Below are 21,543 nucleotides of genomic sequence, written 5' to 3' on the forward strand. Positions count from 1 at the left end.
CTATAATTTTAAAAGCGATCGCCCCGACGCTGTGGTAAAGATACAACTTGTCCCTCGCTGCTTTCTCTAGCTACGCGAATTAATAGCCCAGCTATCAACAAACTAGCAATAATTGAATTACCACCATAGCTAACTAAAGGCAAAGGCAAACCGGTAGTTGGTAAAGCTCCCGAAGCTACGCCAATATTTAACAATGATTGTCCTACCAAAAAAATCATTGCGCCAATTGCTACCAAGCGATGTACCGGGTTTGTAGCTTTAAAGGCGACAAGTAAAGCGATCGCGCTATACACTACCAATAGTAGTAAAAATAGTAGGCAGCCCACAAAGCCAAATTCTTCAGCAAATACCGCAAAAATAAAATCTGTGTGCTGAATTGGTAGATAAAACAATTTTTGCTGTGACAGTCCGTATCCCGTTCCCCAAGTACCACCAGAACCAATAGCCAGCAAGCTTTGTACTAATTGATAGCCATTATTTAGCGCATCAGCCCAAGGATTGAGAAAAGACATTACCCGTCGCCGTTGGTAGTCACGTAAGCTAATACTAATTGCTGCCATCCCCACTCCACTTAGCGCCGTCATAGTTAAGTAGGAGTAAGGTAAGCCTGCCGCTAGAGCAACTAGCCACAAAGCCATCCCACACAATGCAGTTGTACTCAAATTTGGCTGTAGTAAAATGCCCCCTAGAATTAGAGCAAAAATACTTAGCCAAATCAGCCGGGATTGCCATTTTAATTTATGCCATTGTCCAAAAACACGAGCGCCTTGCAGTACCAAAAACGGCTTAATTAATTCTGAAGGCTGCAACTGAAATGAACCTATTGCTATTGTCCGGACTGCACCAAGGGAGTTTGTGCCAATTCCTGGAATTAAAGTTGCAAATATCAGTGCCATAAATAGAAATACAAACCAGTGAGCCATACCTAAGATTCGGCGCAAAGGTGAATGTATTACCCAGTTAAATACCACTAAGCCAATAATTATGGCAATAATTTGCCTCTTAAAGTAATACAACCCATCACCTAATTCTGCTTCGCCCACAGGATAAGAAGCAGAAAATAAGATTGCTAAACCGATAAATACCCAAAGTAAAGTTAGCCAGCGCAATAACCGCGCTAAACTAGCCCACTTAGACGTAGAAGTATCAAATACGGGGATTAATTGGCGTAATTCCACAATAATTTAAAGGACTTCACGAGGACATTAGAAGTTTGACACTTGATGCTCAATAGCGCAAGCATAAACAACAAAAAAAGGAGGCTTTAATACCTCCTTAAATGCAAATCTACTTAAATTAAAGTAATTTATGCTAAACCAGTATTCATCCCAGGCTTTCCGGTAGCTAGTTCAACTTTCATAATTTTGCCGCCCATTTTCATAATGCGCTGCTGTTCGCGGAACCAGTTTTCATAAGGAACTAACTTAGTAAAATAAGTATTTTGTAATTCTCTTTGGGTGCGAATCCGTGTTTGGCTGGGAACGCAAGCAGTTATTTTAAACATTCGCATCGGTTAGAATCTCCTAGGGCTAGATGAGAAAAATTTTTGATTTCAATGGTTGTAAGTAAAGTCCTATGCGATCGCCTTTACTCTACTTTTATCTATAAATCGATCGAAGCTGGGAGTCAATCCGTCAATACTAGACTGCTAACACTCATTGACTGGATTTAGTCAATCTAAGCGACAAAACTTTCTAGCACTCACAAACTAACTCCCAGACCTCAAATAAATATGCTATTTAGCTTTTACAGCTATTAGCTTAAGCCAGAGCAGATGTAGTCAAAGTAAACACCCATTTCTTTGCCAGCATCAGGGCCAACTAAGCTTGCGGTTACTTCTTTCATTGCTTGGATAGATTGAACGGTTGCACCGATGGGTACACCCAAGGAGTTGTAGGTTTCTTTCAATCCGTTGAGAACGCGCTCATCGAGGATTGAAGGATCGCCCGCTAACATTGCGTAGGTAGAATAACGCAAGTAGTAGTCCAAATCGCGGATGCAAGCAGCATAGCGACGAGTGGTGTACATATTACCACCGGGACGAGTAATGTCCGAGTACAACAAGGACTTAGCTACAGCTTCTTTTACAATCGCTGCGGCATTGGCGCTGATTGTGCTGGCTGCACGAACGCGAAGTTCGCCAGTTTGGAAGTAGCCTTTTAGCTTCTCCATTGAGGAGTTGTCAAGGTACTTACCTTGAACGTCTGAAGAATTGATTACAGAAGTAATTGCGTCTTGCATTTCTTGATTCCTTTAGCAATTTTTTGAGTAGTTTTGCAGCTACTTACTGCATAGCACCGACTAAGTAGTCGAAGTAAGATCCAGCTTCGGCCGAGTCTTCACCAGACATCATGGAAGTTGCAACGTTCTTCATGGCACGGATGCCTTCAGCAACGCCTTCAATGGGTGTACCGAGAGAGCGATACATTTCACGAACGCCTACAACACCAATTTCTTCAATAGGTGTAACGTCGCCAGCTACTACTCCGTAAGTGATCAGACGCAAGTAGTAATCCATGTCGCGGAGGCAAGTAGCAGTCATTTCTTGACCGTAAGCATTTCCACCGGGAGATACTACGTCAGGACGCTTTTGGAACAACTGGTCGCCAGCTTGCTTAACAATGCGTTCGCGGTTCTCTGTTAAAGCTTGAACGATCCGCAAGCGGCGCTCTCCACTACCAACAAAGCTTTTGATGCGATCTAGCTCACCGGGGCTGAGGTAGCGAGCTTCGGCATCCGCATTCACGATGGATTTCGTGACAATACTCATTAACCGATTCCTCCAATAAATGAACCAATTTTTTAAACTGGCTTAATAACTAACTGAGTTTATCTAAAATAGTGCGTATCTCTACACAACTATTACCGCAATTAAGACAGTAATTCTTTTTAGGCGCTTGCGTAAACCTATACACAAACATTTAAACTCATTTACCTTCCGCAAATATTCTCCTGCATTCCGTTCACGTTTTGACTCATGCCTTAATACTTTTTAATATATCTTTCATCTAAATCAATAATTACAGACTTTCTTAATTTCTTAGGGCGTGAAGAAGTCGCAAGAACTGGTATTGAGAGAAAAAAGCCAGGAAAGCGATCGCACTTCCTGGCTTTTCAGTTAACTAATTTTAAGGCAGTTTAGCGCCCGGTAGAGCCTTGTGTAATCGACGAAGGCGACATATCCGACCACGATTGCTTAACTAAGTCTGCCGCCGCCTTAACGCTGCCTAGGTAGTTACCAGCAGGCAATGATGGGTAGCGGGGGTAAGGGGCAACGTCTTCACCAAAATACTGCGCGTATTCGGTGCTATCCACCATTGCATCAACCGCCGCTTTTAAGCCGCTATCCGCGAGTAGCTTGTTGTACTGGCGAATTTCGCTTTGAGTAGCCGGAGCGCGTCCCAAAATGTGACGGAATAAGAATTCAATCACTTTGGTATTGGGGTAAGGCGTATAGAAGCGCCGACGGTAAGTATCGGAACTAGCTAGAGTACGGACAAATTCTCTGACATTGATTTCGCCATTTCGCAGTTTGCTCTCTAGGTCAGAAATTCTTAGCCCGTCAGGAACCTGACCGCTAAAGATATCCATTATTTGACAGTAGATAGCATTAATCGCCTGTTGAGTTTCGGCGGCGTTATTCCCATTAGTAACGCGATGAATCCGCGCGGGTTTGCGGCGGGTTGTACCAACACCAACTTCTACTGATTGACCGCTACCGTTATTGTAAGAACGTCCAAGTTCAATAAATGCTGGTTTACTTTGGTCAACTTGACGGGCTGCAAAAGCCATATCGGCGATCGCTTTTGCCATCATCGGCATCTTATCTGTTGCCATCATCGGCGTTACAGTTTCAAAGCTAGGTACAACTACATCGTCATTTTGCTTTGTTAGCTGGTTGTACAACTTCTCAGTATTCGGGAAGTTAGCCGCAGGTAAGGTTGGGAAGCGACGGTAAGGAATCGTATCTTCACCAAACATCTGAATGTACTCAGCGCAATTTACCATTGCACTAACGAAGCCGCGAATGCCCGTAGAAGCGAGGATTTGGTTGTATTCCCTAATCTCTGCTTGATCTTTGGGGGCGCGTCCTAAAAAGTGCTTAGTTCCGAGTTCAATTACTTTAGTGTTGGGGTAAGGCGTGTAGAACTCCTTGATATAGAGACTTGAGCTACCCAAACCTTCTATAAATTCCTTGACATTAATTTCATTGTTACCTAGTTTACTTTCTAACTCTGTAAACTCGTTTTTAGTAATGTAAGGTTCGATGTCCCGCTCAAATACTTGGCGATAGGCTGCCCGAATGGCAGTTTTTAAAGCAACTTTGTCGCTGGTATTGGTGAGCTTGAATACTTTTGTTTGTTCGCGCTGCTTGTTCACGCCTTGGTTAATGCGGAACTCGATATCTGGCTGCGTCCGCATTTCCTTAACTTCGCCCAATTCGACAAAGCGTGGAGTTTCGGCTTGGTCTACTTTAGCGCTGACAATATCTCGATTGATACTGCCAACTCGGAGACTCCGCAAGGCTAAACCACCAGGAGTTAAATAACGCTCGTAAGGAACGGTATCTTCTCCAAAGGCTTCGCTGTATTCTGGGCTGTCAATTAGGGCATCAATTAGAGCGTAGAAGCCTTTTTTAGCACAGACATCAAAGTAGCTATTGATTTCCGCTCTACCATAGGTAGGACGACCCAACAAGCGGCGGTGAATGTACTCAACGGCTTTGGTAACGTACAAAGAAGTCCAGTAAAGCTTGCGGAATAAATCGGATTTAGCTAATTGACGGACAAACTCCCGGACTGGAATTTCGCCATTTTCAAGCTTAATTTCTGAGACTTTTAAGCGCTGTCCTTCGTAGACATCCCGCCCAAATACTTGTAAGTATGCGCCTTTAATTACCGCTTGAGTAGAGCTTTCCGAGTATTTAACGCTTGCTCCTTTGGCTGACTTTTTGCCGCTAGTACCGGGAAGTTGGTCTAAGCGGAATACTTTGGGACCTAAAGTACCAGGAAACTCGCCTCGCGCTTGAGGAGTGCTGTTTTGGTTGTTGATACCGGGGCCTTGGTGAATCAAGATCCGCTTAGTATCTTTACCAAAAGGAGCGGGACTTGTGCTAGGATTGCGGGTTTCTTTGGGGAAAATTGCCCCAAATTGAATTTCTAATGGATCGTTACCCGAACCATAGGGGTGCTGATCTGGTAAAGGCTTTTCGTAAGCCGCAAATAAAGTAATAAACTGCGGTACTTTACGGAAAGGTGCGCTGTAATTGAGTAAGTCTTGCTGCGCTCCCCAGTTGCGACATTCTTGGGCTTCCTGACCCAATCCGCGCAAATATGGTACAGTTTCTTCGCCAAAATAATCGGCGTACTCGTTAGAATCGACTAGCGCATCGATTAAAGCGGGTAAACCACCATTGGAGACGATAGAGAAGTAATTTTGTACTTCTTCGCGACTAGAAGGCCCTCTGCCCAAAAAGTGGCGGAAAGCAAGTTCTAGAGCGCGACTATTGATAAAAGGTTGGAAAAATTGTTTTTGGTAAAGAGGAGATTTCCCAACGCGGCGGACAAACTCTTTCATAGAGATGTCACCATTTTTAACTTGGGATTCTAAGTTAGATATCGACTGGCTGTAAGCGCGGGTAATGTCGCGCTCAAAAATTTGTCGATAAGCAGCTTTAATTACTTCTTGCTTTTCTCCGGCGGACAAGCCCGTTTTCATGACGAATTTGGGGCGACGTTCGGCGGCGTTGAAGTATATTTGTGGTAGCTGCAACCCTTGCAAATCTCCAGAAGGGCGTTGTCTAACTTTTTCTGAAGGGGTAGGCGCTTTGAATTCTGTTATTAGTACGTCCATGTACTGACTAACAATATTTGTTGCTTCATCATCCTTACGGAAGTAAGACAGTGATGCTTGTTTAATTTCTTGTAAGGCAACGATTGTGGCTTCACCAGAACAAGCATTTTCAATGATTTCTCTTAGTCCCCGGACGTTGACGGCAATAATATTAGGATCGCCAGCAACGATTGCATAAGTTGCATAACGTAGCATCCAGCTTAAGTCCCGTAAGGACTTTTGCATATTGCTCGGCCCGTAGCGGGAAACGTTGATGGGACGGAAATTTGCTGGTGTAGCACCACCGCCACCAGAGGTATTAAATAGCGATCGCAATCCTTCTAGAAAACCACCCCGGCTATCTACATAGGTTATGTTTCCTAACTGCATCCCTGTTTTTAATTCGTCTTTTGCGCCTACGGTTGCTAGTTGCAATTCCTTGGGCTTTTCTAAGTAAGCCATCGGCGAACCACCAACAAAGATTCGGTTAGCTGCGCGAGACACAATTAGTTCAGCATTTTTGCTTAGTGTCTCGGCAATTTCTAATCGTTTTGTTCCCGATGCAAAATAGTTAGACAGTTCGTTCAGTTCGCCACGCTCTAAAAAGCGGTCTTGTTGTTCCGCTTGGTTGATTGTTGCGACTGCTAGTGTTTGATATAGTTGCGGACGAGCAACTGAGCTTCCACCACTTGCCTTAACACTCATGCGATTATTTAAACTCCCATCATATTTTTTACTGTATTAAACCTGACCGGGATACCAGTAAACTTTCTTTTGAGCTACTTCAAAACTTGACAAATCGCCGCTTTTACCCTTGACTCAAGGAACTTTGATTTTTATATTGCTGCTAGATAGCAATCGCGGTTTAAAGTTAACTCGGTCAGTTCCTACATTAAAACGTTTTGCGTAGCTTCCGCTTGAATATTAAGAAGTGTGTATAATTCCCAGGATTGAGGGGAGTTTTACGAGGATAAGTTGGGGTGGGAAGTGCGATCGCACTTAAAAAACTAAACTACTGATTCATCTGGAGTGCGATCGCGGCTTGAATTTTGCGATCAAATTCAGGCTCTTCTACCGTTGTAGCGATCACATTTTATAAACTCAAAGGTACTAGAATGCGATCGCTTATCTAGATCGCTCAACTAACCTTCTTTACTGCCATAGTCTAAATAAAGCAAAATATTTCTCTTATTTTGCTCTAGCTTAGGTTCAATCCAATGCTTCTTGTCAACTAAGGAAGATACCGAATTGGACTAGCGCCTCCATCAGAGAAATCAGTCCAATTTTTATCTGTTATGCCTACATACTGGACATGAGCAAGTTGAATTACATATTTTTCTTCCTTGCTTTCCTCGAGTGATTTTCCTTTACTGGCATAGTTTGCAATGTATACAGTATTGGATTGTTTTTCTTCATTTCGTAAATAAATAATAATACGATCAACTAAACGATTTTGAGCAATCGTCCAGTTACCAGTTGAACCCGTATTGTCATCATGGACATGAAAATTACGTCCACAAGTAAAAATAACCAATACTTTTTCATTAGACTTAATCAGGTCACGGGCTTTCACAAATTGCTCCTAAAAAATGTCTATAGGTGACAGTTAGTTATAAGAAATAACTCATGATAGCTTTTATATTTGCTACTGCCTATCAACTCTAGAAGCCAATCTTGGTACAAAGATTTTTGTACAATTTCTTTTATCCAACTATTTCCTAGCAACAGTAACAAGACATTCGCTAAACTACGGGATGCTGCAATTTTCCTTACTATGCCAGATCCTCAAAGCGTTAGCGCTGCGGTTGCCAAACTCTACGATACTTACCCATTTCCCCCAGAACCCTTGCTAGATGAGCCGCCACCGGGTTACAACTGGCGTTGGAATTGGCAAGCTGCTTACAATTTCTGCACTGGACAAAAGCCCCAAAAACAAGATATTCGCATTCTTGATGCTGGCTGTGGTTCGGGTGTAAGTACAGAATATTTAGTACACTTAAACCCCCAAGCTCAAGTAGTTGGTATTGATATCAGCGAAGGTACTTTAGCGGTGGCTAAAGAGCGCTGTCAAAGGTCAAAAGCCGATCGCGTTCAATTTCATCAATTAAGCCTATACGACGCAGACCAGATTGAGGGGGAGTTTGATTTAATTAACTCCGTTGGCGTGTTACACCACTTAGACGATCCCATTCGCGGGATTCAGGCTTTAGCTAAAAAGTTAGCTCCTGGTGGATTGATGCACATTTTTGTGTATGGAGAATTGGGACGGTGGGAAATTAGTTTAATGCAACGCGCGATCGCACTTCTGCAAAAAGACAAAGGCGATTACCGCGACGGTGTAGAAGTAGGACGAAAACTATTTGCATCTTTACCAGAAAACAATCGCATTGTCAAGCGAGAAAAAGAGCGTTGGTCAATGGAAAATCAGCGCGATGAATGTTTTGCTGATATGTACGTCCATCCCCACGAGATTGACTACAATATTGAAACTTTGTTTGAACTGATTGATGCTTCAGGATTAGACTTTTTAGGGTTCTCTAATCCCAATTTTTGGCAAATAGAGCGACTTTTGGGCAAAGAACCATCTTTACAGGAAAGAGTAGAAAAGTTGAGCGATCGCCAAATTTACCGTTTAATTGAATTACTAGATCCTGAAGTAACGCATTATGAGTTCTTTTTGGGACGTGCGCCTTTACCTAAAGCCGATTGGTCAGTAGATGCAACCCTTTTAGCTGCTATCCCCGAACGTCATCCTTGTATGGAAGGTTGGGAAAGTAAGTGTTTATTTAACTACGATTACCAAATTGTCAACTTATCAGATTTAGAATTTGAGTTTATGCAGCAGTGCGATCGCGCAAGCGCGCCCAGTTACGGGCTTCGCAATTTAACTAAAACTGTAGGCGAAATCTTGACAACAGTACCGTTGGACTTAGAACGAGTGCGATTTTTACTTACTCAACAGCTAATTATGCTTACACCTAGTTAATTATTTTTAAAGAATCGTTACCTTGTCGTGTTACGATCTTTTCTGGCTCTTTGGAGTCAAACCACTTATTTAAAACGGTTTGCGAGTCCTGTGAGCTTGTCAAACGAACCCACAACCACACCCGAAGTAGAAGAAAAATCTTCCCCCGATTCTGTCCCGTCAGAATCGGGAAAATCGATGCAGGCATTCTATCAACTCTCCCAAGAGTTGTTTTCAATTACCTTGGTTTTGACCGGGATAATTTTTATTTCTGTATGGATTTTTTACTCGCTAAACATTGCCCTAAATTATCTGATCGGGTCATGCACTGGTGTGGTTTACTTGAAAATGTTGGGTAAAAACGTTGAGCAACTTGGCGCAGAAAACCCCCAGTTGAGCAAAAATCGGTTTGCATTGCTAATTGGATTGCTGGTTGTAGCAAGTCAATGGGATCAATTGCAAATCTTGCCCGTATTCTTGGGATTTCTGACTTATAAAGCTACGCTCCTCGTCTATACGCTCCGCACCATTTTCAATCCTGACTCTTAAAGCAGTTGGGTTGTAAAAAAATCGCAAGTTAACTCCTAAAACTTTAGGATCGAAAACTTCCACAATGGAAATGCTCAGTGTGTTAAACACCTTTAACTATAAGTTCCTCGCCGCCTTAGAAGTCGGTCAGCATTTCTACTGGCAATTGGGCAGTCTAAAAATTCACGGACAAGTATTTCTTACGTCCTGGTTTGTAATTTCCCTTCTAGTTATAGCTTCCCTGGCTGCAACTCGAAACATCCAACGAATTCCTAGCGGTATCCAGAATTTTATGGAATACGCCCTAGAATTTATTCGGGATTTAGCAAAAAACCAAATCGGCGAAAAAGAATACCGTCCCTGGGTTCCATTTGTTGGAACTTTATTTCTGTTCATTTTTGTATCAAATTGGTCAGGGGCTTTAATTCCCTGGAAGTTGATTCGCCTCCCAGAAGGTGAACTAGCTGCCCCAACTAACGATATCAACACCACCGTAGCCTTAGCTTTACTGACTTCTTTGGCGTACTTTTACGCAGGTTTTAGTAAAAAAGGTTTGAGGTATTTTACAAAATACATCGAACCTACACCGATACTACTACCGATCGCAATTTTAGAAGATTTCACCAAACCCCTTTCCCTAAGCTTCCGATTATTTGGTAACATTTTGGCGGATGAATTGGTGGTAGGAGTATTAGTTTTACTAGTTCCCTTATTTGTACCACTGCCTGTAATGGCTTTGGGTTTATTTACTAGCGCCATTCAAGCATTAGTTTTTGCTACCCTAGCTGCCGCCTATATCCACGAAGCACTAGAAGGGCATGGTGGAGAAGAGGAGCATTAGAAAAATGCCCTCTGTAGAAGTGCGATCGCACTAAATAGCGCGTAAAATACGCATCTCGTAAACGTTTGTTTTTGTAAATTTTAGGTAAGGAAATCATCATGGATCCATTAGTCGCTGCTGCTTCCGTAATCGCTGCCGCTTTAGCAATTGGTTTAGCTGCAATTGGGCCTGGTATCGGTCAGGGAAACGCCGCCGGACAAGCTGTAGAAGGTATTGCTCGTCAACCAGAAGCGGAAGGCAAAATTCGCGGTACTTTACTACTAACCTTGGCGTTCATGGAATCTCTTACCATTTACGGTCTAGTTATTGCTCTAGTATTGCTATTTGCTAATCCTTTCGCTTCCTAAGAGCCGTTGGATTTAGAGACGTGGAAATCGCGTCTCTACACCAAAGCAAGTTAGTTAAGGTAATTACCCCTCCCATTAGAGGGTTATTGAATTTATCAAAGGAAAACAATGTTTGATTTTGACGCTACTTTGCCCTTAATGGCATTGCAGTTTCTCCTCCTAGCAGCGTTATTGAACGTAATTTTCTATAAGCCAATTACTAAAGTGTTGGACGATCGCGCTAATTATATTCGTAATAGCAAAACGGATGCGCGCGATCGCCTAGCTAAAACTGAGCAGTTGGCAACCCAATACAAGCAGCAGTTAAACGAAGCCCGCAAACAGGCTCAATCGGTAATTACTGCGGCTCAAGGCGAAGCTCAAGTCATTGCTAGTCAAAAAGTTGCCGAAGCTCAAAAAGAAGCTCAAATTCAAAGAGAACAAGCGCAACAAGAAATAGATCAGCAAAAGGTTGAAGCAATGCGATCGCTTGAGCAACAAGTAGACGCTCTTAGTCGGCAAATTATAGACAAACTGCTAGAGCCAGCTAGATAAAGCAATTGCCACACACTAACAACCAAATTTATTTTATTAGCAATCGAGCAGGGCAGTTGTAGATGAATATAATCGGAAGTTATTTACTCACCGCCGCCGCCGAAGCAGGTGCAGCCCACGCGGAAGCTGAAGGCGGTTTTGGTCTAAACCTTGACATTTTTGAAACAAATATCATCAACTTAGCAATCTTGGTTGGGGTATTGTTTTACTTTGGGAAAGGTCTATTGACAAATATTTTGACCGAGCGCAAAGCTGGGATTGCTACAGAAATTCAAGCGGCAGAAAAGAGTGCCAAAGAAGCGGCGGCGGCTTTGTCTGAAGCTCAACAAAAGCTAACTCAAGCTCAAGCTGAGGCGCAAAGGATACGGAAAACCGCCGAAGAAAACGCCCAACTTGCCAAAGAATCAATTTTAGCTCAAGCATTAAAAGATGTAGAGCAGATGAAACAAATGGCGGCTAATGACTTGACGACAGAAACGGAAAGAGCGATCGCCGATTTGCGTCAGCAAGTAGTTGCTAAAGCTTTACAAAAAGTAGAATCCCAGTTGCGTCAGCAAGTAGATGGCAACGCCGAACAAAAACTATTAGACCGTAGCATAACGCTATTAGGGAGTGAAGCCTAATGAAAGGAAGTGGCGGTATAGATTCGGAAGTAGTAATGCCTTACGCTCAGGCGCTAATGTCTTCGGCAAAATCGCAAAATATTACCGAGGAAATTGGTACTGATGTTCGTGACTTGCTGCGTTTGCTCCAAGATTCCGACCAGTTGCAGAATTTTGTAGCTAATCCGTTTGTGAAAGAGCAAGACAAAAAGCGCGTATTAGAGCAAGTAATTGGCGATCGAGTTCATCCTTATTTGCGTAACTTTTTGCGAATCCTGGTAGATCGACGACGGATAATATTGCTAGAAGGAATTTGTCAGCAGTATTTGAACCTTTTACGCCAGCTAAATCAAACAGTTTTAGCGGAAGTGACTTCTACGGTAGAACTCAGTAGAAATCAAAGGCAAGCAATCAAAGATAAAGTTAAAGCAATGACTAGCGCTCGTGAAGTTGAGCTAGATATGAAAATCGACTCAGAATTAATTGCCGGAGCGATCGTTAAAGTTGGCTCTCAGGTAATTGATGCTAGTCTTCGAGGTCAGTTGCGCCGCCTGTCTTTGAGCTTAACTAGCGGTAGTTAAAAAAGGCAATTTTTAACAGTCAAACAATCCTCAATCACCCAAGATAAACATGGCTATTAGTATTAGACCCGACGAAATTAGCAGCATTATCCAGCAGCAAATTGAGCAGTACGACCAAAACGTTAAAGTTGATAACGTTGGTACAGTATTGCAAGTAGGAGACGGTATCGCCCGGATCTACGGCTTAGAAAAAGCAATGGCTGGGGAATTACTTGAATTTGAAGATGGCTCCATTGGTATCGCCCTAAACCTCGAAGAAGACAACGTAGGCGCGGTATTGATGAGTGAAGGGCGAGATATTCAAGAAGGTAGCACCGTTAAGGCTACTGGAAAAATTGCTCAAGTCCCCGTCGGCGATGCAATGATTGGGAGAGTTGTAGACGCTTTAGCTCGTCCCATTGATGGTAAAGGCGATATTCATACGACAGAAAGCCGTTTAATTGAATCTGGCGCACCGGGAATTATTGAGCGTCGTTCGGTATACGAACCAATGCAAACGGGGATCACAGCGATTGATGCGATGATTCCTGTAGGACGCGGACAACGAGAATTGATTATTGGCGATCGCCAAACTGGAAAAACATCAATTGCCATTGATACGATCATTAACCAAAAAGGTGAAGATGTAGTTTGCGTTTATGTAGCGATCGGACAAAAAGCTTCTACGGTAGCTAATATCGTCAACGTGCTGCAAGAAAAAGGCGCGATGGAATACACCATCGTTGTAGCTGCTAATGCTAATGCTCCCGCAACCCTCCAATACTTAGCTCCTTATACAGGTGCGAGTTTGGCGGAATACTTCATGTATAAGGGCAAAGCCACCTTAATTATCTACGACGATCTTTCCAAGCAAGCCCAAGCTTATCGTCAAATGTCGCTGTTGCTACGTCGTCCCCCAGGACGGGAAGCTTACCCCGGCGATGTATTTTATCTCCACTCTCGCTTGCTAGAACGGGCGGCAAAATTGAGCAACGAACTTGGGGAAGGTAGCATGACAGCTTTACCTATTATCGAAACTCAAGCTGGGGACGTATCGGCGTACATTCCTACTAACGTAATTTCAATTACCGACGGTCAAATCTTTTTATCTTCCAACCTATTTAACTCTGGCTTGCGTCCGGCGGTAAACCCTGGTATTTCTGTATCAAGGGTAGGTTCGGCGGCTCAAACCAAAGCAATGAAACAAGTAGCAGGCAAAATTAAGCTAGAACTAGCTCAGTACGACGATTTAGCCGCCTTTGCTCAGTTTGCCTCAGACTTAGACCAAGCAACCCAAAATCAGCTATCACGGGGTAAGCGCTTGCAGGAACTCTTGAAGCAGCCTCAATACTCGCCCCTATCAGTTGGCGACCAAGTAGCAATTTTGTACGCGGGAATTAACGGCTATTTAGATGATGTTCCTGTAGACCAAATCTCTAACTACACTCAATCACTGCGCGATTATCTCAAGAGCAGCAAAGTTCAATACGGCGACTTGCTCCGCAGCGAGAAAAAACTGGGTGATGAAGCCGAGAAGCTTCTTAAAGAAGCCATCAACGAGTCTAAGCAAACCTTCATGGCATCGATGTAAAGCTGTTAGTAATTTAGCGGTTAGGATGGCTAATCGCTAACTTGCTATTAAAGGTAATAAAAATATGGCTAATCTCAAAGCAATTCGCGATCGCATTAATTCCGTCAAAAATACCAAAAAAATCACCGAAGCCATGCGGCTTGTAGCAGCCGCTAAGGTGCGGAGAGCGCAACAACAAGTAATTGCCACTCGTCCCTTTGCCGATCGCTTGGCTCAAGTATTATTTGGTTTACAAACTCGTTTAAAGTTTGAAGAAGCAGATTTACCCCTGCTCAAGCAGCGCCCCGTCGAAACTGTGGGCTTATTAGTTATTTCCGGCGATCGCGGTTTATGTGGCGGCTACAATAGCAATATTATACGCAGAGCAGAAAATCGCGCCAAGGAAATCAAAGCCGAAGGCAGAAACTACAAGTTTATCCTAGTTGGTCGTAAAGCTTCGCAATACTTCCAGCGCCGCAGCCAGCCTATAGAGGGCGTTTACACAGGCTTAGAGCAGATTCCGACCGCCGCAGAAGCGTCTAATGTTGCCGATCAACTGCTGTCATTATTCTTATCTGAGAGTGTAGACAGAATTGAATTAGTTTATACTAAATTCGTTTCGCTCATTAGCTCTCGCCCTGTAGTACAAACCTTGCTACCTTTAGATCCCCAAGGTTTAGAAGTACCAGACGATGAAATCTTTAGATTGACAACTCGCGGCGGTGAGTTTGAAGTTGAAAGACAAAGAGTTACTAGCGAAGCTCGTCCTTTTCCCCGCGATATGTTATTTGAGCAAGATCCGGTACAAATTCTGGATGCTTTGTTGCCGTTGTACTTAAATAACCAGCTACTAAGAGCATTGCAAGAATCCGCTGCCAGCGAATTAGCCGCCCGGATGACGGCGATGAACAGCGCCAGCGACAACGCCAAAGAACTAATTGGCAACCTATCGTTGACTTACAACAAAGCCCGTCAAGCCGCGATTACCCAAGAGATTTTAGAAGTTGTGGGTGGTGCGGAAGCCTTAACTTAGGTATCACATTAATTCAAATTTGTCAACAGCGCTAGAACATTCTGGCGCTTTTTGTTTGCAGTTTTTTAACTTAGTGCGATCGCCTGGATTAAAGTCAAAAACTTAACCATCACTATAGAAAAAACAACACTAAGTTTAAGCTTTTGAGGGCGCTTCTTTTTAGGATTTTGTTGCCATTAAAGTAATATTTGGGGATAAAAAATTAAATTTTCTCCAGGTAAGACTAATAGTAAGTTACGAGATTTTATGGGAGAAATAGCTATTAAATGTTCTAGCATCAATGTTTCAAAGCAGACACCATCAACTTCAACAATACTATTGTTCATATTTTTACTGGGCGATCGCGCTATCTAAGCCAAACCTGCCGATTGCAATGCCATTTGCATAAATATCTTTTGCGAGTTAGTTTGAGGATAAGCCGAAGCATCTTCTTTACTTAAAGCATCTCCGCGCTTTTGATAACTGCCATCAGACTGTAATTCCCAAGCTTGACAGTTATCAGCTAAGGTAATGCCGAGAATTTCCTCTAACTCTTTAGCTAAATCTGGATCTCGCACAGGAGTAATTGCTTCTACGCGCCGATCTAAATTGCGTGACATCCAGTCGGCGCTACCGATATAAATTTCTTCTTCGCCAAGATTATGAAAGTAGTAAATGCGGGAATGTTCTAAAAAGCGCCCAACTATACTAATAACGCGGATATTCTCGCTAATTCCCGGTACTTGAGGACGCAAAGAACACATCCCGCGCACGATTAAGTCAATTTGCACCCCAGCGCGGGAAGCTTCGTAAAGAGTCAAAATAATTTGCGGATCGACTAAAGAATTCATTTTGGCGACAATTCGCCCTGGAATATTGCTAGATTGAGTTTGTGTTATTTCGCGGCGAATTAAAGCTAGAGTGCGATCGCGCATATTTACAGGAGCTACCAACAACTGCCGATAAGAGCGCTGCCGAGAGTAGCCTGTAAGGTAATTAAACAAATCCGTCAAATCTGCCGCCAAGTCTTCCCTACAGCTAAATAAGCCCATATCCGTGTACAGCCTGGCAGTTTTGGGGTTGTAATTACCCGTACCGATATGTACGTAACGACGAATGCGATCGCCCTCTTGGCGCACCACCATGACTACTTTAGAGTGGGTTTTTAGTCCGTTTAGCCCGTAAACTACATGAACTCCAACGCTTTCTAACCGTCGCGCCCAATAAATATTATTTTCTTCATCAAACCGCGCCTTTAATTCCACAAGTACCGCTACTTGCTTACCATTTTCCGCCGCCGCAATTAAAGCATTAACAATAGGTGAATCTCCTGATGTGCGGTACAACGTCATTTTAATAGCTAGGACATCCGGATCGCGGGAGGCATCGTTAATAAACCGCAGTACGGTAGAAGAAAAAGAATGATAAGGATGATGTACTAATAAATCTTGTTCGCGGATAGCAGCAAAAAAGTCAAAGTCTGATTCGGTATTAGGGGAATTAAAAGAGCCTAATTTTTGTAAGCGCGGTGGTATGACTGACTTCCAGGGCGTGTCTTTAAGTTCTGGCATCGGCAAAGACAAAAAAGACATCAAACTCCCCAATCCTAGTAAGCCCTGGTTTTCATAAACATCGTTCTCTCCTACCTCTAATTCTCGCATCAGCCGACGGCGGACACTTTCGGGGGTTTGGGGTTGGATTTCTAAGCGGACTGTAGAACCTCCTACACGGCGTTTGCGGAGTTCTTGCTCGATGGCTTCTAATAAATCATCTGCGTCATCTTCTTCTAATTCCAACGCACTATCGCGGGTAATCCGAAACGGGTAGTATTCTTGAATATTCATGCCCGGAAACAGCGATTCAAGATTATGGGCGATCGCTTGTTCTAAGGGTACACCCGCCCACTTTGCAGGAACTCCATTAGGTGTAAAGCTTAATTGTTCGGGTAAGGGCAAAAATCGCGGTAATACTCTCGGTACTTTTACCCTAGCAAATAATTCTTCATCAGTTTCTGGGTTTTTGACAACTACCGCTAGATTTAAGCTGAGATTGGAAATGTGCGGAAAAGGATGTCCTGGATCTACTGCTAAGGGCGTTAAAACTGGAAAAATTTGCTGCTCGAAATAGGTTTGTAAATAAGCACGCTGTTCTTGATTGAGATCGATATAGTCAAGAATATGAATACTTGCTCGCGTTAAAAGCGGTCTAATTACTTTCTCAAAATATTGGTGTTGTTTAGCAACTAGAGGACGCAGACGTTGACTAACGGATTCCAACTGTTCAACGGCGGTTAATCCATCGGGGCTTAATTTACTTACTTTTGCTTCTACTTGCTGCTTCAAAGCCGCTACCCGTACCATAAAAAATTCGTCCAAGTTTGAGCTAAAAATTGCCAAAAACTTCAATCGTTCTAATAATGGGGAGTTTTCGTTACAAGCTTCCTGCAATACCCGATGATTGAATTCCAACCAGCTTAATTCGCGGTTAAAGTAATATTGCGGATCGCTGAGATTAATTTCCAACGGAGTCTTTTTCGATCTGGGCATAGTTTTAGTTACTTGTCAGGCTAGGGATTTAAAAGCGGTAATTTAGCTAATTATTCAAGTTTGGCATCCCAAATTCTTCTTCCTCTTATTCCCCTCCACCACTCTCCCAAATTCACCAAGATTTGATGAATTTCTGTAAGTTTTCGCCCATACTCCGCCACCGAAATACTTGCTCTTACTTCTTGAAGTTTTTTTAGACGCAATTGTACCAATAGCCAAGGCTTAGAAATACTATCGGTTGCTTCTATATATTGTGCTAATTCTTTACTATCCATTAAACTCCTTTGGTCAAAACTTGAAACACAACTTGAGGATGATATAGCGCTAGAGGTGACTTTAGTAGATGAGCTACTTCCATTAGCAGCGCGTTCATGTTTGGGTCAGAATTTGTTAGTTTTAGCAGTCGCTCGGTATAAGAATGGAAAAATCCCCCCGATTTTATCGGTTTATCTCCACCTTTAGTTGTGGCAAAACGTAAATCTTGCCCCGTTGCTAGCATCCAGGAAAGAGAATTGCTTTTAGCTAACTTTTTTTGAAACCGTGCAGGTTTAAGAGCGCTCAAAGTTGGGCTTTGATTTAACCAGTCTCGCAAAATTGTTGTCGCGATCGCACTAACGGTCATTCCTTGTCCGTAAACCGGACACAAAGCACAAACTGAGTCTCCCAAAGCTACAAAACCTTGAGGTAACGTTATTTGTTCGTAATGGCGCAATCTATTTGTAGTAGCGCGATGAGCATAAATGCGCGATGTGGGTTGAGCATTTTTAATTGCTTGGTAAAACTCCAAACTCGGCAAACTACGGGCAAAATCCAAAAAGCCGCGATCGTCTATAGGTGGAAAATCGCCTCCATACCCACCTAAAGTTGCAATCCATTCTCCATTCTCAATTTTTGCCAAATAACCTAATCTCGTACCTGTGGGCGGCGCACTGGAAATCAGCATTACTTTCCAATTTGACTTAAAACCCTCTGGTTGTTGATAACGCCGAGTTGCATAGCCTAAAAACGGATTAATAATAGTTTCTGGTGGCGGAGCAAAACCCAACTCTTTCAACCAGTTGGGCGCTTGCGATCGGCGACCACTAGCATCTACAACCAAGGAAGCTGATAACTCGGTTTCTAAACCCGTAGACGAACGCAAAGCTACGCCAGTAATCTGTGTTTCCCTAGAAAGTAGCCTTGTAACGCGATATCCATCTACAAACTGTACATTGGCATACTTAGCTAATTGCTGCCTTATAGACCACTCCAATAACGGGCGCGAACAAGTAACAGAAATCAAGTCCGATGGCGTTAAAGAATTTGCATTCCATCCCATGCGATTAAAATGATGAAATTCTCGCGTCCAATCTATAGATATTGCTCCCCCAGCCTTTAGTTGTTCCTCAATTTCGGGGAATAATTCTCCTAAGATTCTGTAGCCTTTTGTAAATAGAATATGAGGCTGTACAGATTGCGGTACGCCGATCCGAGGGCTTGGCAATTCGGGCAATTTGTCAGTTTCAATAATCGTCACGGAGGCAAAGCGGTCAGATAGTATGCGGGCGCTTAATAGTCCAGCAATACTACCGCCAATAACAATGGCAGAGTCATTGATGTTAGTTGTCAACTTTCTTACCTGTGTTTTTACGCGATCGCACTTTTCGATAGTAATAAATTTACTGCTAAAAAAACAGCCCTGCGATCGCCTGGCTGTTTTTTCTCATTCCTAAAACTCTAACTAGCGGCTAGACATTGCCAATCGGTTATTCACTTCATCCCAGTTAACTACATTCCACCACTGCTTGAGGTACTCCGCCCGACGGTTTTGGTATTTGAGATAATAAGCGTGTTCCCACACATCATTACCCATAATTGGGAAATGTCCGCCAGACATGGGGTTGTCTTGGTTTGGCGAACTTGTAATCTCAATTTTGCCGTCGTTAGTACGCACTAGCCAAACCCAACCGCTACCAAATTGCTTTGTTCCTGCGTCGTTAAACTTCTGTTTGAAGCTTTCAAAGTCGCCAAAGTTTTCGCTAATTGCTTGAGCAATTGCTCCCGTTGGTTCTCCACCTGCGTTTGGAGCCATAATTTGCCAAAACATTGTATGGTTTACATGACCGCCGCCATTATTGCGGACTGCGCCAGTAATATCTTGGGGCAAAGTACTTAGATCCTTAATCAATTCTTCCGGGCTTTTTGATTGCAGTTCAGGATATTTTTCTAGGGCTGCATTCAGATTATTTACATAAGCCTGGTGATGCAAATCGTGATGCACCTGCATCGTTTGAGCATCAATGTACGGATCTAAAGCGTCGTAATTGTAAGGTAAAGGCGAAAGTTCAAAGGCCATGTTCACAAAATCCTCAAGTAAGCTCTTTCCAATCACAGCGCTATTTTCAAGCTTTAGCACCTATATTAAGGCGGACTTCCTCATAGATTCACGCAATAAACTGCTGCTGAAATAAAACTTAATAGTTTGTTTTTATAGCAAAAGCTGCAAATTGCTGTTTCAATCAACGTTTTAGTCCACTTCTTGCCCCAAGTCCATTGGCAAGTAAATTTACTTAGTTAGGCGATCGCCAAGCACTTGATCTCTATACTATTTACTTGACTAAGATTACATTTTATGATAGTAAAAAATAATTTTATCAATAACTTGAGCAATACTCAAACCATCGGTACAAATTTCGATTGCATCGGCGGCTTTTTGGAGGGGAGCAAGTTCGCGGGTACTATCAGCGCGATCGCGTTCGGCGATAGTTTCTTCTAGTTGCTCTACCGTAATTTCAATTTCTCCTAGCTTTTTTAAGTCTTGTTGGCGACGACGCGCTCGTTCGCCAACGGAGGCGGTTAAAAATATTTTGAGTTCCGCATCCGGGAAAACATGAGTACCAATATCCCGCCCTTCCGCTACTAAGCCGCCTTGAATCCCCCAACGTTGCTGTTGATGTAACAAGGCATGACGCACGGCTTTTTGCGAGGAGATCGCGCTCACATTGGCTGTAACCTCCAAACTGCGAATAACGTTAGTAACTTCTTGACCATTAATCCAAACTCCTACCGGGTTATTTAGCTCAGTGCTGCTAGACAATTGAATCGAGCAATTGCTAACTAATTGAGCGATCGCATTATGATCATTTACGGCAATCCCTGACTGCAAAACTAGCCAAGTTAACGCCCGGTACATTGCCCCAGTATCAAGATAAACTAAGCCCAGCGTCGCAGCTACAGCGCGCGCTACCGTAGACTTTCCCGCCCCCGCCGGGCCATCAATAGCGACAATCGGCTGACGCACTATTAATTCTGTATTGTCAATTAACCGCGCTGTCCCAATTTGAGAAGCGATCGCGAGTAATCCTTGCTGCTCAATTTTCTCTAACGGCATTAATGTATCTGGCTCTACCAATTCAATATATTCAATAGCCACAGCTTCCACTGTTGCTAGTTCTTTGTTTACAATATTTTTCAACACTTTGCTGTCACGTTCGCCAGATTTAAAAGCCTGCTTTGCAACTTGCAAACTGCGATACAAAACTGCCGCCTGCTCTTTTTGCTCTAAGGACAAATATTGATTGCGGGAACTTTTCGCTAATCCCGATGCTTCTCTAATAGTCGGACAACTGACAACTTCCACTGGAAAACTTAAATCTTTGACCAGTCGCCGAATAATTGCTACTTGTTGAGCGTCTTTTTGCCCAAAATAAGCTTTATGAGGTTGAACTAAGTTAAATAACTGGCTGACAATCGTTGCCACGCCTTGAAAGTGTTTCGGTCTGCTTTTCCCGCACAAAACCGAGGTCATGCTTTGGGGCGGTACAACAGAAGTGCGAGATTGTCCGTCTATGCCCAATTCCTGCGGCGGCGGTGCAAAAATTGCTTCTACTCCCGCTTGCTGACAAAAAGAGCGATCGCGCTCCAAAGTTCGGGGATAGCTCTGATAATCTTCTGTAGGGGCAAATTGCAAAGGATTAACAAAAATACTTACAATTACTAAATCATTTTCCTGTTTAGCCCGCTCAATTAAACTTAAATGCCCCTCGTGCAAGGCTCCCATTGTTGGCACTAAACCAATGGCAACCGAGGAACTGTTTGCTTGTCCCGGTAAATTTCTTTTTTGATACAAATTATTTAAGTAGCAACTCAAAGCTGCAACTGTTGTAAACAGGCGCACCTTAATTTCCTCTGACTTTTTGGCTACCTGTTAGTTTATCGCCATTAATT

The 21,543-nt window shown here is 43.1% G+C and carries 21 protein-coding genes; 9 read left to right on the top strand and 12 right to left on the bottom strand.

All coding sequences use genetic code 11. The annotated features are described in order from the left end of the window. Nucleotides 1-8 precede the first annotated feature (8 nt). The 6 genes from SYN7509_RS0202060 to SYN7509_RS0202085 all read right to left on the bottom strand — a co-directional run bounded on the left by SYN7509_RS0202060 (nucleotide 9) and on the right by SYN7509_RS0202085 (nucleotide 7,405). Complete coding sequence (locus tag SYN7509_RS0202060; RefSeq protein WP_009634166.1) at nucleotides 9-1,178, bottom strand: FtsW/RodA/SpoVE family cell cycle protein; 1,170 nt, start codon at nucleotides 1,176-1,178, stop codon at nucleotides 9-11. A 128-nt stretch (nucleotides 1,179-1,306) separates the two neighbouring features. Further along, nucleotides 1,307-1,510 (bottom strand): phycobilisome linker polypeptide, encoded by a 204-nt coding sequence (locus SYN7509_RS0202065; protein ID WP_009634167.1) that lies wholly within the window; start codon nucleotides 1,508-1,510, stop codon nucleotides 1,307-1,309. Nucleotides 1,511-1,755: 245 nt separating this feature from the next. Further along, entirely contained in the window at nucleotides 1,756-2,241 is a 486-nt protein-coding gene (apcB, locus tag SYN7509_RS0202070) for an allophycocyanin subunit beta (RefSeq protein WP_009634168.1), read from the bottom strand. A gap of 43 nt (nucleotides 2,242-2,284) precedes the next feature. Continuing rightward, on the bottom strand, nucleotides 2,285-2,770 hold the full coding sequence (gene apcA, locus SYN7509_RS0202075) for an allophycocyanin subunit alpha (protein WP_009634169.1): 486 nt from the start codon (nucleotides 2,768-2,770) through the stop codon (nucleotides 2,285-2,287). A 368-nt stretch (nucleotides 2,771-3,138) separates the two neighbouring features. Further along, nucleotides 3,139-6,537 (bottom strand): phycobilisome rod-core linker polypeptide, encoded by a 3,399-nt coding sequence (locus SYN7509_RS0202080; protein ID WP_009634170.1) that lies wholly within the window; start codon nucleotides 6,535-6,537, stop codon nucleotides 3,139-3,141. Between the two features lie 526 nt (nucleotides 6,538-7,063). Beyond that, nucleotides 7,064-7,405 carry a hypothetical protein gene (locus tag SYN7509_RS0202085; RefSeq protein WP_009634171.1) on the bottom strand — a complete coding sequence of 114 codons (342 nt, stop codon included), beginning with the start codon at nucleotides 7,403-7,405 and terminating at the stop codon, nucleotides 7,064-7,066. Nucleotides 7,406-7,606: 201 nt separating this feature from the next. Here SYN7509_RS0202085 and SYN7509_RS0202090 point away from each other — a divergent pair, with 201 nt between their 5' ends. The 9 genes from SYN7509_RS0202090 (at nucleotide 7,607) to SYN7509_RS0202130 (ending at nucleotide 14,812) form a co-directional block, all read left to right on the top strand. After that, nucleotides 7,607-8,818: a class I SAM-dependent methyltransferase gene (locus tag SYN7509_RS0202090; RefSeq protein WP_009634172.1), complete on the top strand. Its 1,212-nt coding sequence runs from the start codon at nucleotides 7,607-7,609 to the stop codon at nucleotides 8,816-8,818. Nucleotides 8,819-8,908: 90 nt separating this feature from the next. Beyond that, entirely contained in the window at nucleotides 8,909-9,346 is a 438-nt protein-coding gene (locus SYN7509_RS0202095) for an ATP synthase subunit I (protein ID WP_028954050.1), read from the top strand. 64 nt (nucleotides 9,347-9,410) lie between these two features. Further along, nucleotides 9,411-10,166, top strand: a complete 756-nt coding sequence (gene atpB, locus SYN7509_RS0202100; RefSeq protein WP_009634174.1) for a F0F1 ATP synthase subunit A — start codon at nucleotides 9,411-9,413, stop codon at nucleotides 10,164-10,166. A 98-nt stretch (nucleotides 10,167-10,264) separates the two neighbouring features. Continuing rightward, nucleotides 10,265-10,513 carry an ATP synthase F0 subunit C gene (atpE, locus tag SYN7509_RS0202105; protein ID WP_009634175.1) on the top strand — a complete coding sequence of 83 codons (249 nt, stop codon included), beginning with the start codon at nucleotides 10,265-10,267 and terminating at the stop codon, nucleotides 10,511-10,513. 108 nt (nucleotides 10,514-10,621) lie between these two features. Continuing rightward, a complete protein-coding gene (locus tag SYN7509_RS0202110) occupies nucleotides 10,622-11,047 on the top strand; it encodes a F0F1 ATP synthase subunit B' (protein ID WP_009634176.1) in 426 nt (141 codons plus the stop codon). A gap of 62 nt (nucleotides 11,048-11,109) precedes the next feature. Next, entirely contained in the window at nucleotides 11,110-11,670 is a 561-nt protein-coding gene (locus tag SYN7509_RS0202115) for a F0F1 ATP synthase subunit B (RefSeq protein WP_009634177.1), read from the top strand. Further along, nucleotides 11,670-12,230, top strand: a complete 561-nt coding sequence (gene atpH / locus SYN7509_RS0202120; protein WP_009634178.1) for an ATP synthase F1 subunit delta — start codon at nucleotides 11,670-11,672, stop codon at nucleotides 12,228-12,230. The genes SYN7509_RS0202115 and atpH overlap by 1 nt, the downstream gene beginning before the upstream one ends. 49 nt (nucleotides 12,231-12,279) lie before the next feature. Continuing rightward, nucleotides 12,280-13,800, top strand: a complete 1,521-nt coding sequence (gene atpA / locus SYN7509_RS0202125; protein ID WP_009634179.1) for a F0F1 ATP synthase subunit alpha — start codon at nucleotides 12,280-12,282, stop codon at nucleotides 13,798-13,800. Nucleotides 13,801-13,864: 64 nt separating this feature from the next. Then, complete coding sequence (locus SYN7509_RS0202130) at nucleotides 13,865-14,812, top strand: F0F1 ATP synthase subunit gamma (RefSeq protein WP_009634180.1); 948 nt, start codon at nucleotides 13,865-13,867, stop codon at nucleotides 14,810-14,812. 176 nt (nucleotides 14,813-14,988) lie between these two features. On the opposite strand, the gene SYN7509_RS30035 is transcribed toward SYN7509_RS0202130, so the two are convergent. The 6 genes from SYN7509_RS30035 to SYN7509_RS0202160 all read right to left on the bottom strand — a co-directional run bounded on the left by SYN7509_RS30035 (nucleotide 14,989) and on the right by SYN7509_RS0202160 (nucleotide 21,493). Then, nucleotides 14,989-15,138 carry a hypothetical protein gene (locus tag SYN7509_RS30035; protein WP_009634181.1) on the bottom strand — a complete coding sequence of 50 codons (150 nt, stop codon included), beginning with the start codon at nucleotides 15,136-15,138 and terminating at the stop codon, nucleotides 14,989-14,991. A 24-nt stretch (nucleotides 15,139-15,162) separates the two neighbouring features. Next, on the bottom strand, nucleotides 15,163-17,337 hold the full coding sequence (gene ppk1 / locus SYN7509_RS0202140) for a polyphosphate kinase 1 (protein ID WP_009634182.1): 2,175 nt from the start codon (nucleotides 17,335-17,337) through the stop codon (nucleotides 15,163-15,165). 50 nt (nucleotides 17,338-17,387) lie between these two features. Beyond that, nucleotides 17,388-17,612 (bottom strand): hypothetical protein, encoded by a 225-nt coding sequence (locus tag SYN7509_RS0202145; protein ID WP_009634183.1) that lies wholly within the window; start codon nucleotides 17,610-17,612, stop codon nucleotides 17,388-17,390. Continuing rightward, on the bottom strand, nucleotides 17,612-18,946 hold the full coding sequence (locus SYN7509_RS0202150; RefSeq protein ID WP_009634184.1) for an FAD-dependent oxidoreductase: 1,335 nt from the start codon (nucleotides 18,944-18,946) through the stop codon (nucleotides 17,612-17,614). Before SYN7509_RS0202150 ends, SYN7509_RS0202145 begins: the two co-directional genes overlap by 1 nt. Nucleotides 18,947-19,057: 111 nt before the next feature. Continuing rightward, nucleotides 19,058-19,672 carry a superoxide dismutase gene (locus tag SYN7509_RS0202155; RefSeq protein ID WP_009634185.1) on the bottom strand — a complete coding sequence of 205 codons (615 nt, stop codon included), beginning with the start codon at nucleotides 19,670-19,672 and terminating at the stop codon, nucleotides 19,058-19,060. A 267-nt stretch (nucleotides 19,673-19,939) separates the two neighbouring features. Next, complete coding sequence (locus SYN7509_RS0202160) at nucleotides 19,940-21,493, bottom strand: bifunctional pantoate--beta-alanine ligase/(d)CMP kinase (RefSeq protein ID WP_009634186.1); 1,554 nt, start codon at nucleotides 21,491-21,493, stop codon at nucleotides 19,940-19,942. Nucleotides 21,494-21,543 lie beyond the last annotated feature (50 nt).

This window comes from Synechocystis sp. PCC 7509 (assembly GCF_000332075.2).
Taxonomy (GTDB): domain Bacteria; phylum Cyanobacteriota; class Cyanobacteriia; order Cyanobacteriales; family Chroococcidiopsidaceae; genus Aliterella.

Bases quoted from the DNA above. Each gene is read 5' to 3' on its own strand.
- SYN7509_RS0202065 (WP_009634167.1), bottom strand. From the start codon at position 1,510: ATGCGAATGTTTAAAATAACTGCTTGCGTTCCCAGCCAAACACGGATT.
- apcB (WP_009634168.1), bottom strand. From the start codon at position 2,241: ATGCAAGACGCAATTACTTCTGTAATCAATTCTTCAGACGTTCAAGGT.
- apcA (WP_009634169.1), bottom strand. From the start codon at position 2,770: ATGAGTATTGTCACGAAATCCATCGTGAATGCGGATGCCGAAGCTCGC.
- SYN7509_RS0202080 (WP_009634170.1), bottom strand. From the start codon at position 6,537: ATGAGTGTTAAGGCAAGTGGTGGAAGCTCAGTTGCTCGTCCGCAACTA.
- SYN7509_RS0202090 (WP_009634172.1), top strand. From the start codon at position 7,607: ATGCCAGATCCTCAAAGCGTTAGCGCTGCGGTTGCCAAACTCTACGAT.
- atpB (WP_009634174.1), top strand. From the start codon at position 9,411: ATGGAAATGCTCAGTGTGTTAAACACCTTTAACTATAAGTTCCTCGCC.
- atpE (WP_009634175.1), top strand. From the start codon at position 10,265: ATGGATCCATTAGTCGCTGCTGCTTCCGTAATCGCTGCCGCTTTAGCA.
- SYN7509_RS0202110 (WP_009634176.1), top strand. From the start codon at position 10,622: ATGTTTGATTTTGACGCTACTTTGCCCTTAATGGCATTGCAGTTTCTC.
- SYN7509_RS0202115 (WP_009634177.1), top strand. From the start codon at position 11,110: ATGAATATAATCGGAAGTTATTTACTCACCGCCGCCGCCGAAGCAGGT.
- atpH (WP_009634178.1), top strand. From the start codon at position 11,670: ATGAAAGGAAGTGGCGGTATAGATTCGGAAGTAGTAATGCCTTACGCT.
- atpA (WP_009634179.1), top strand. From the start codon at position 12,280: ATGGCTATTAGTATTAGACCCGACGAAATTAGCAGCATTATCCAGCAG.
- SYN7509_RS0202130 (WP_009634180.1), top strand. From the start codon at position 13,865: ATGGCTAATCTCAAAGCAATTCGCGATCGCATTAATTCCGTCAAAAAT.
- SYN7509_RS30035 (WP_009634181.1), bottom strand. From the start codon at position 15,138: ATGAACAATAGTATTGTTGAAGTTGATGGTGTCTGCTTTGAAACATTG.
- ppk1 (WP_009634182.1), bottom strand. From the start codon at position 17,337: ATGCCCAGATCGAAAAAGACTCCGTTGGAAATTAATCTCAGCGATCCG.
- SYN7509_RS0202145 (WP_009634183.1), bottom strand. From the start codon at position 17,612: ATGGATAGTAAAGAATTAGCACAATATATAGAAGCAACCGATAGTATT.
- SYN7509_RS0202155 (WP_009634185.1), bottom strand. From the start codon at position 19,672: ATGGCCTTTGAACTTTCGCCTTTACCTTACAATTACGACGCTTTAGAT.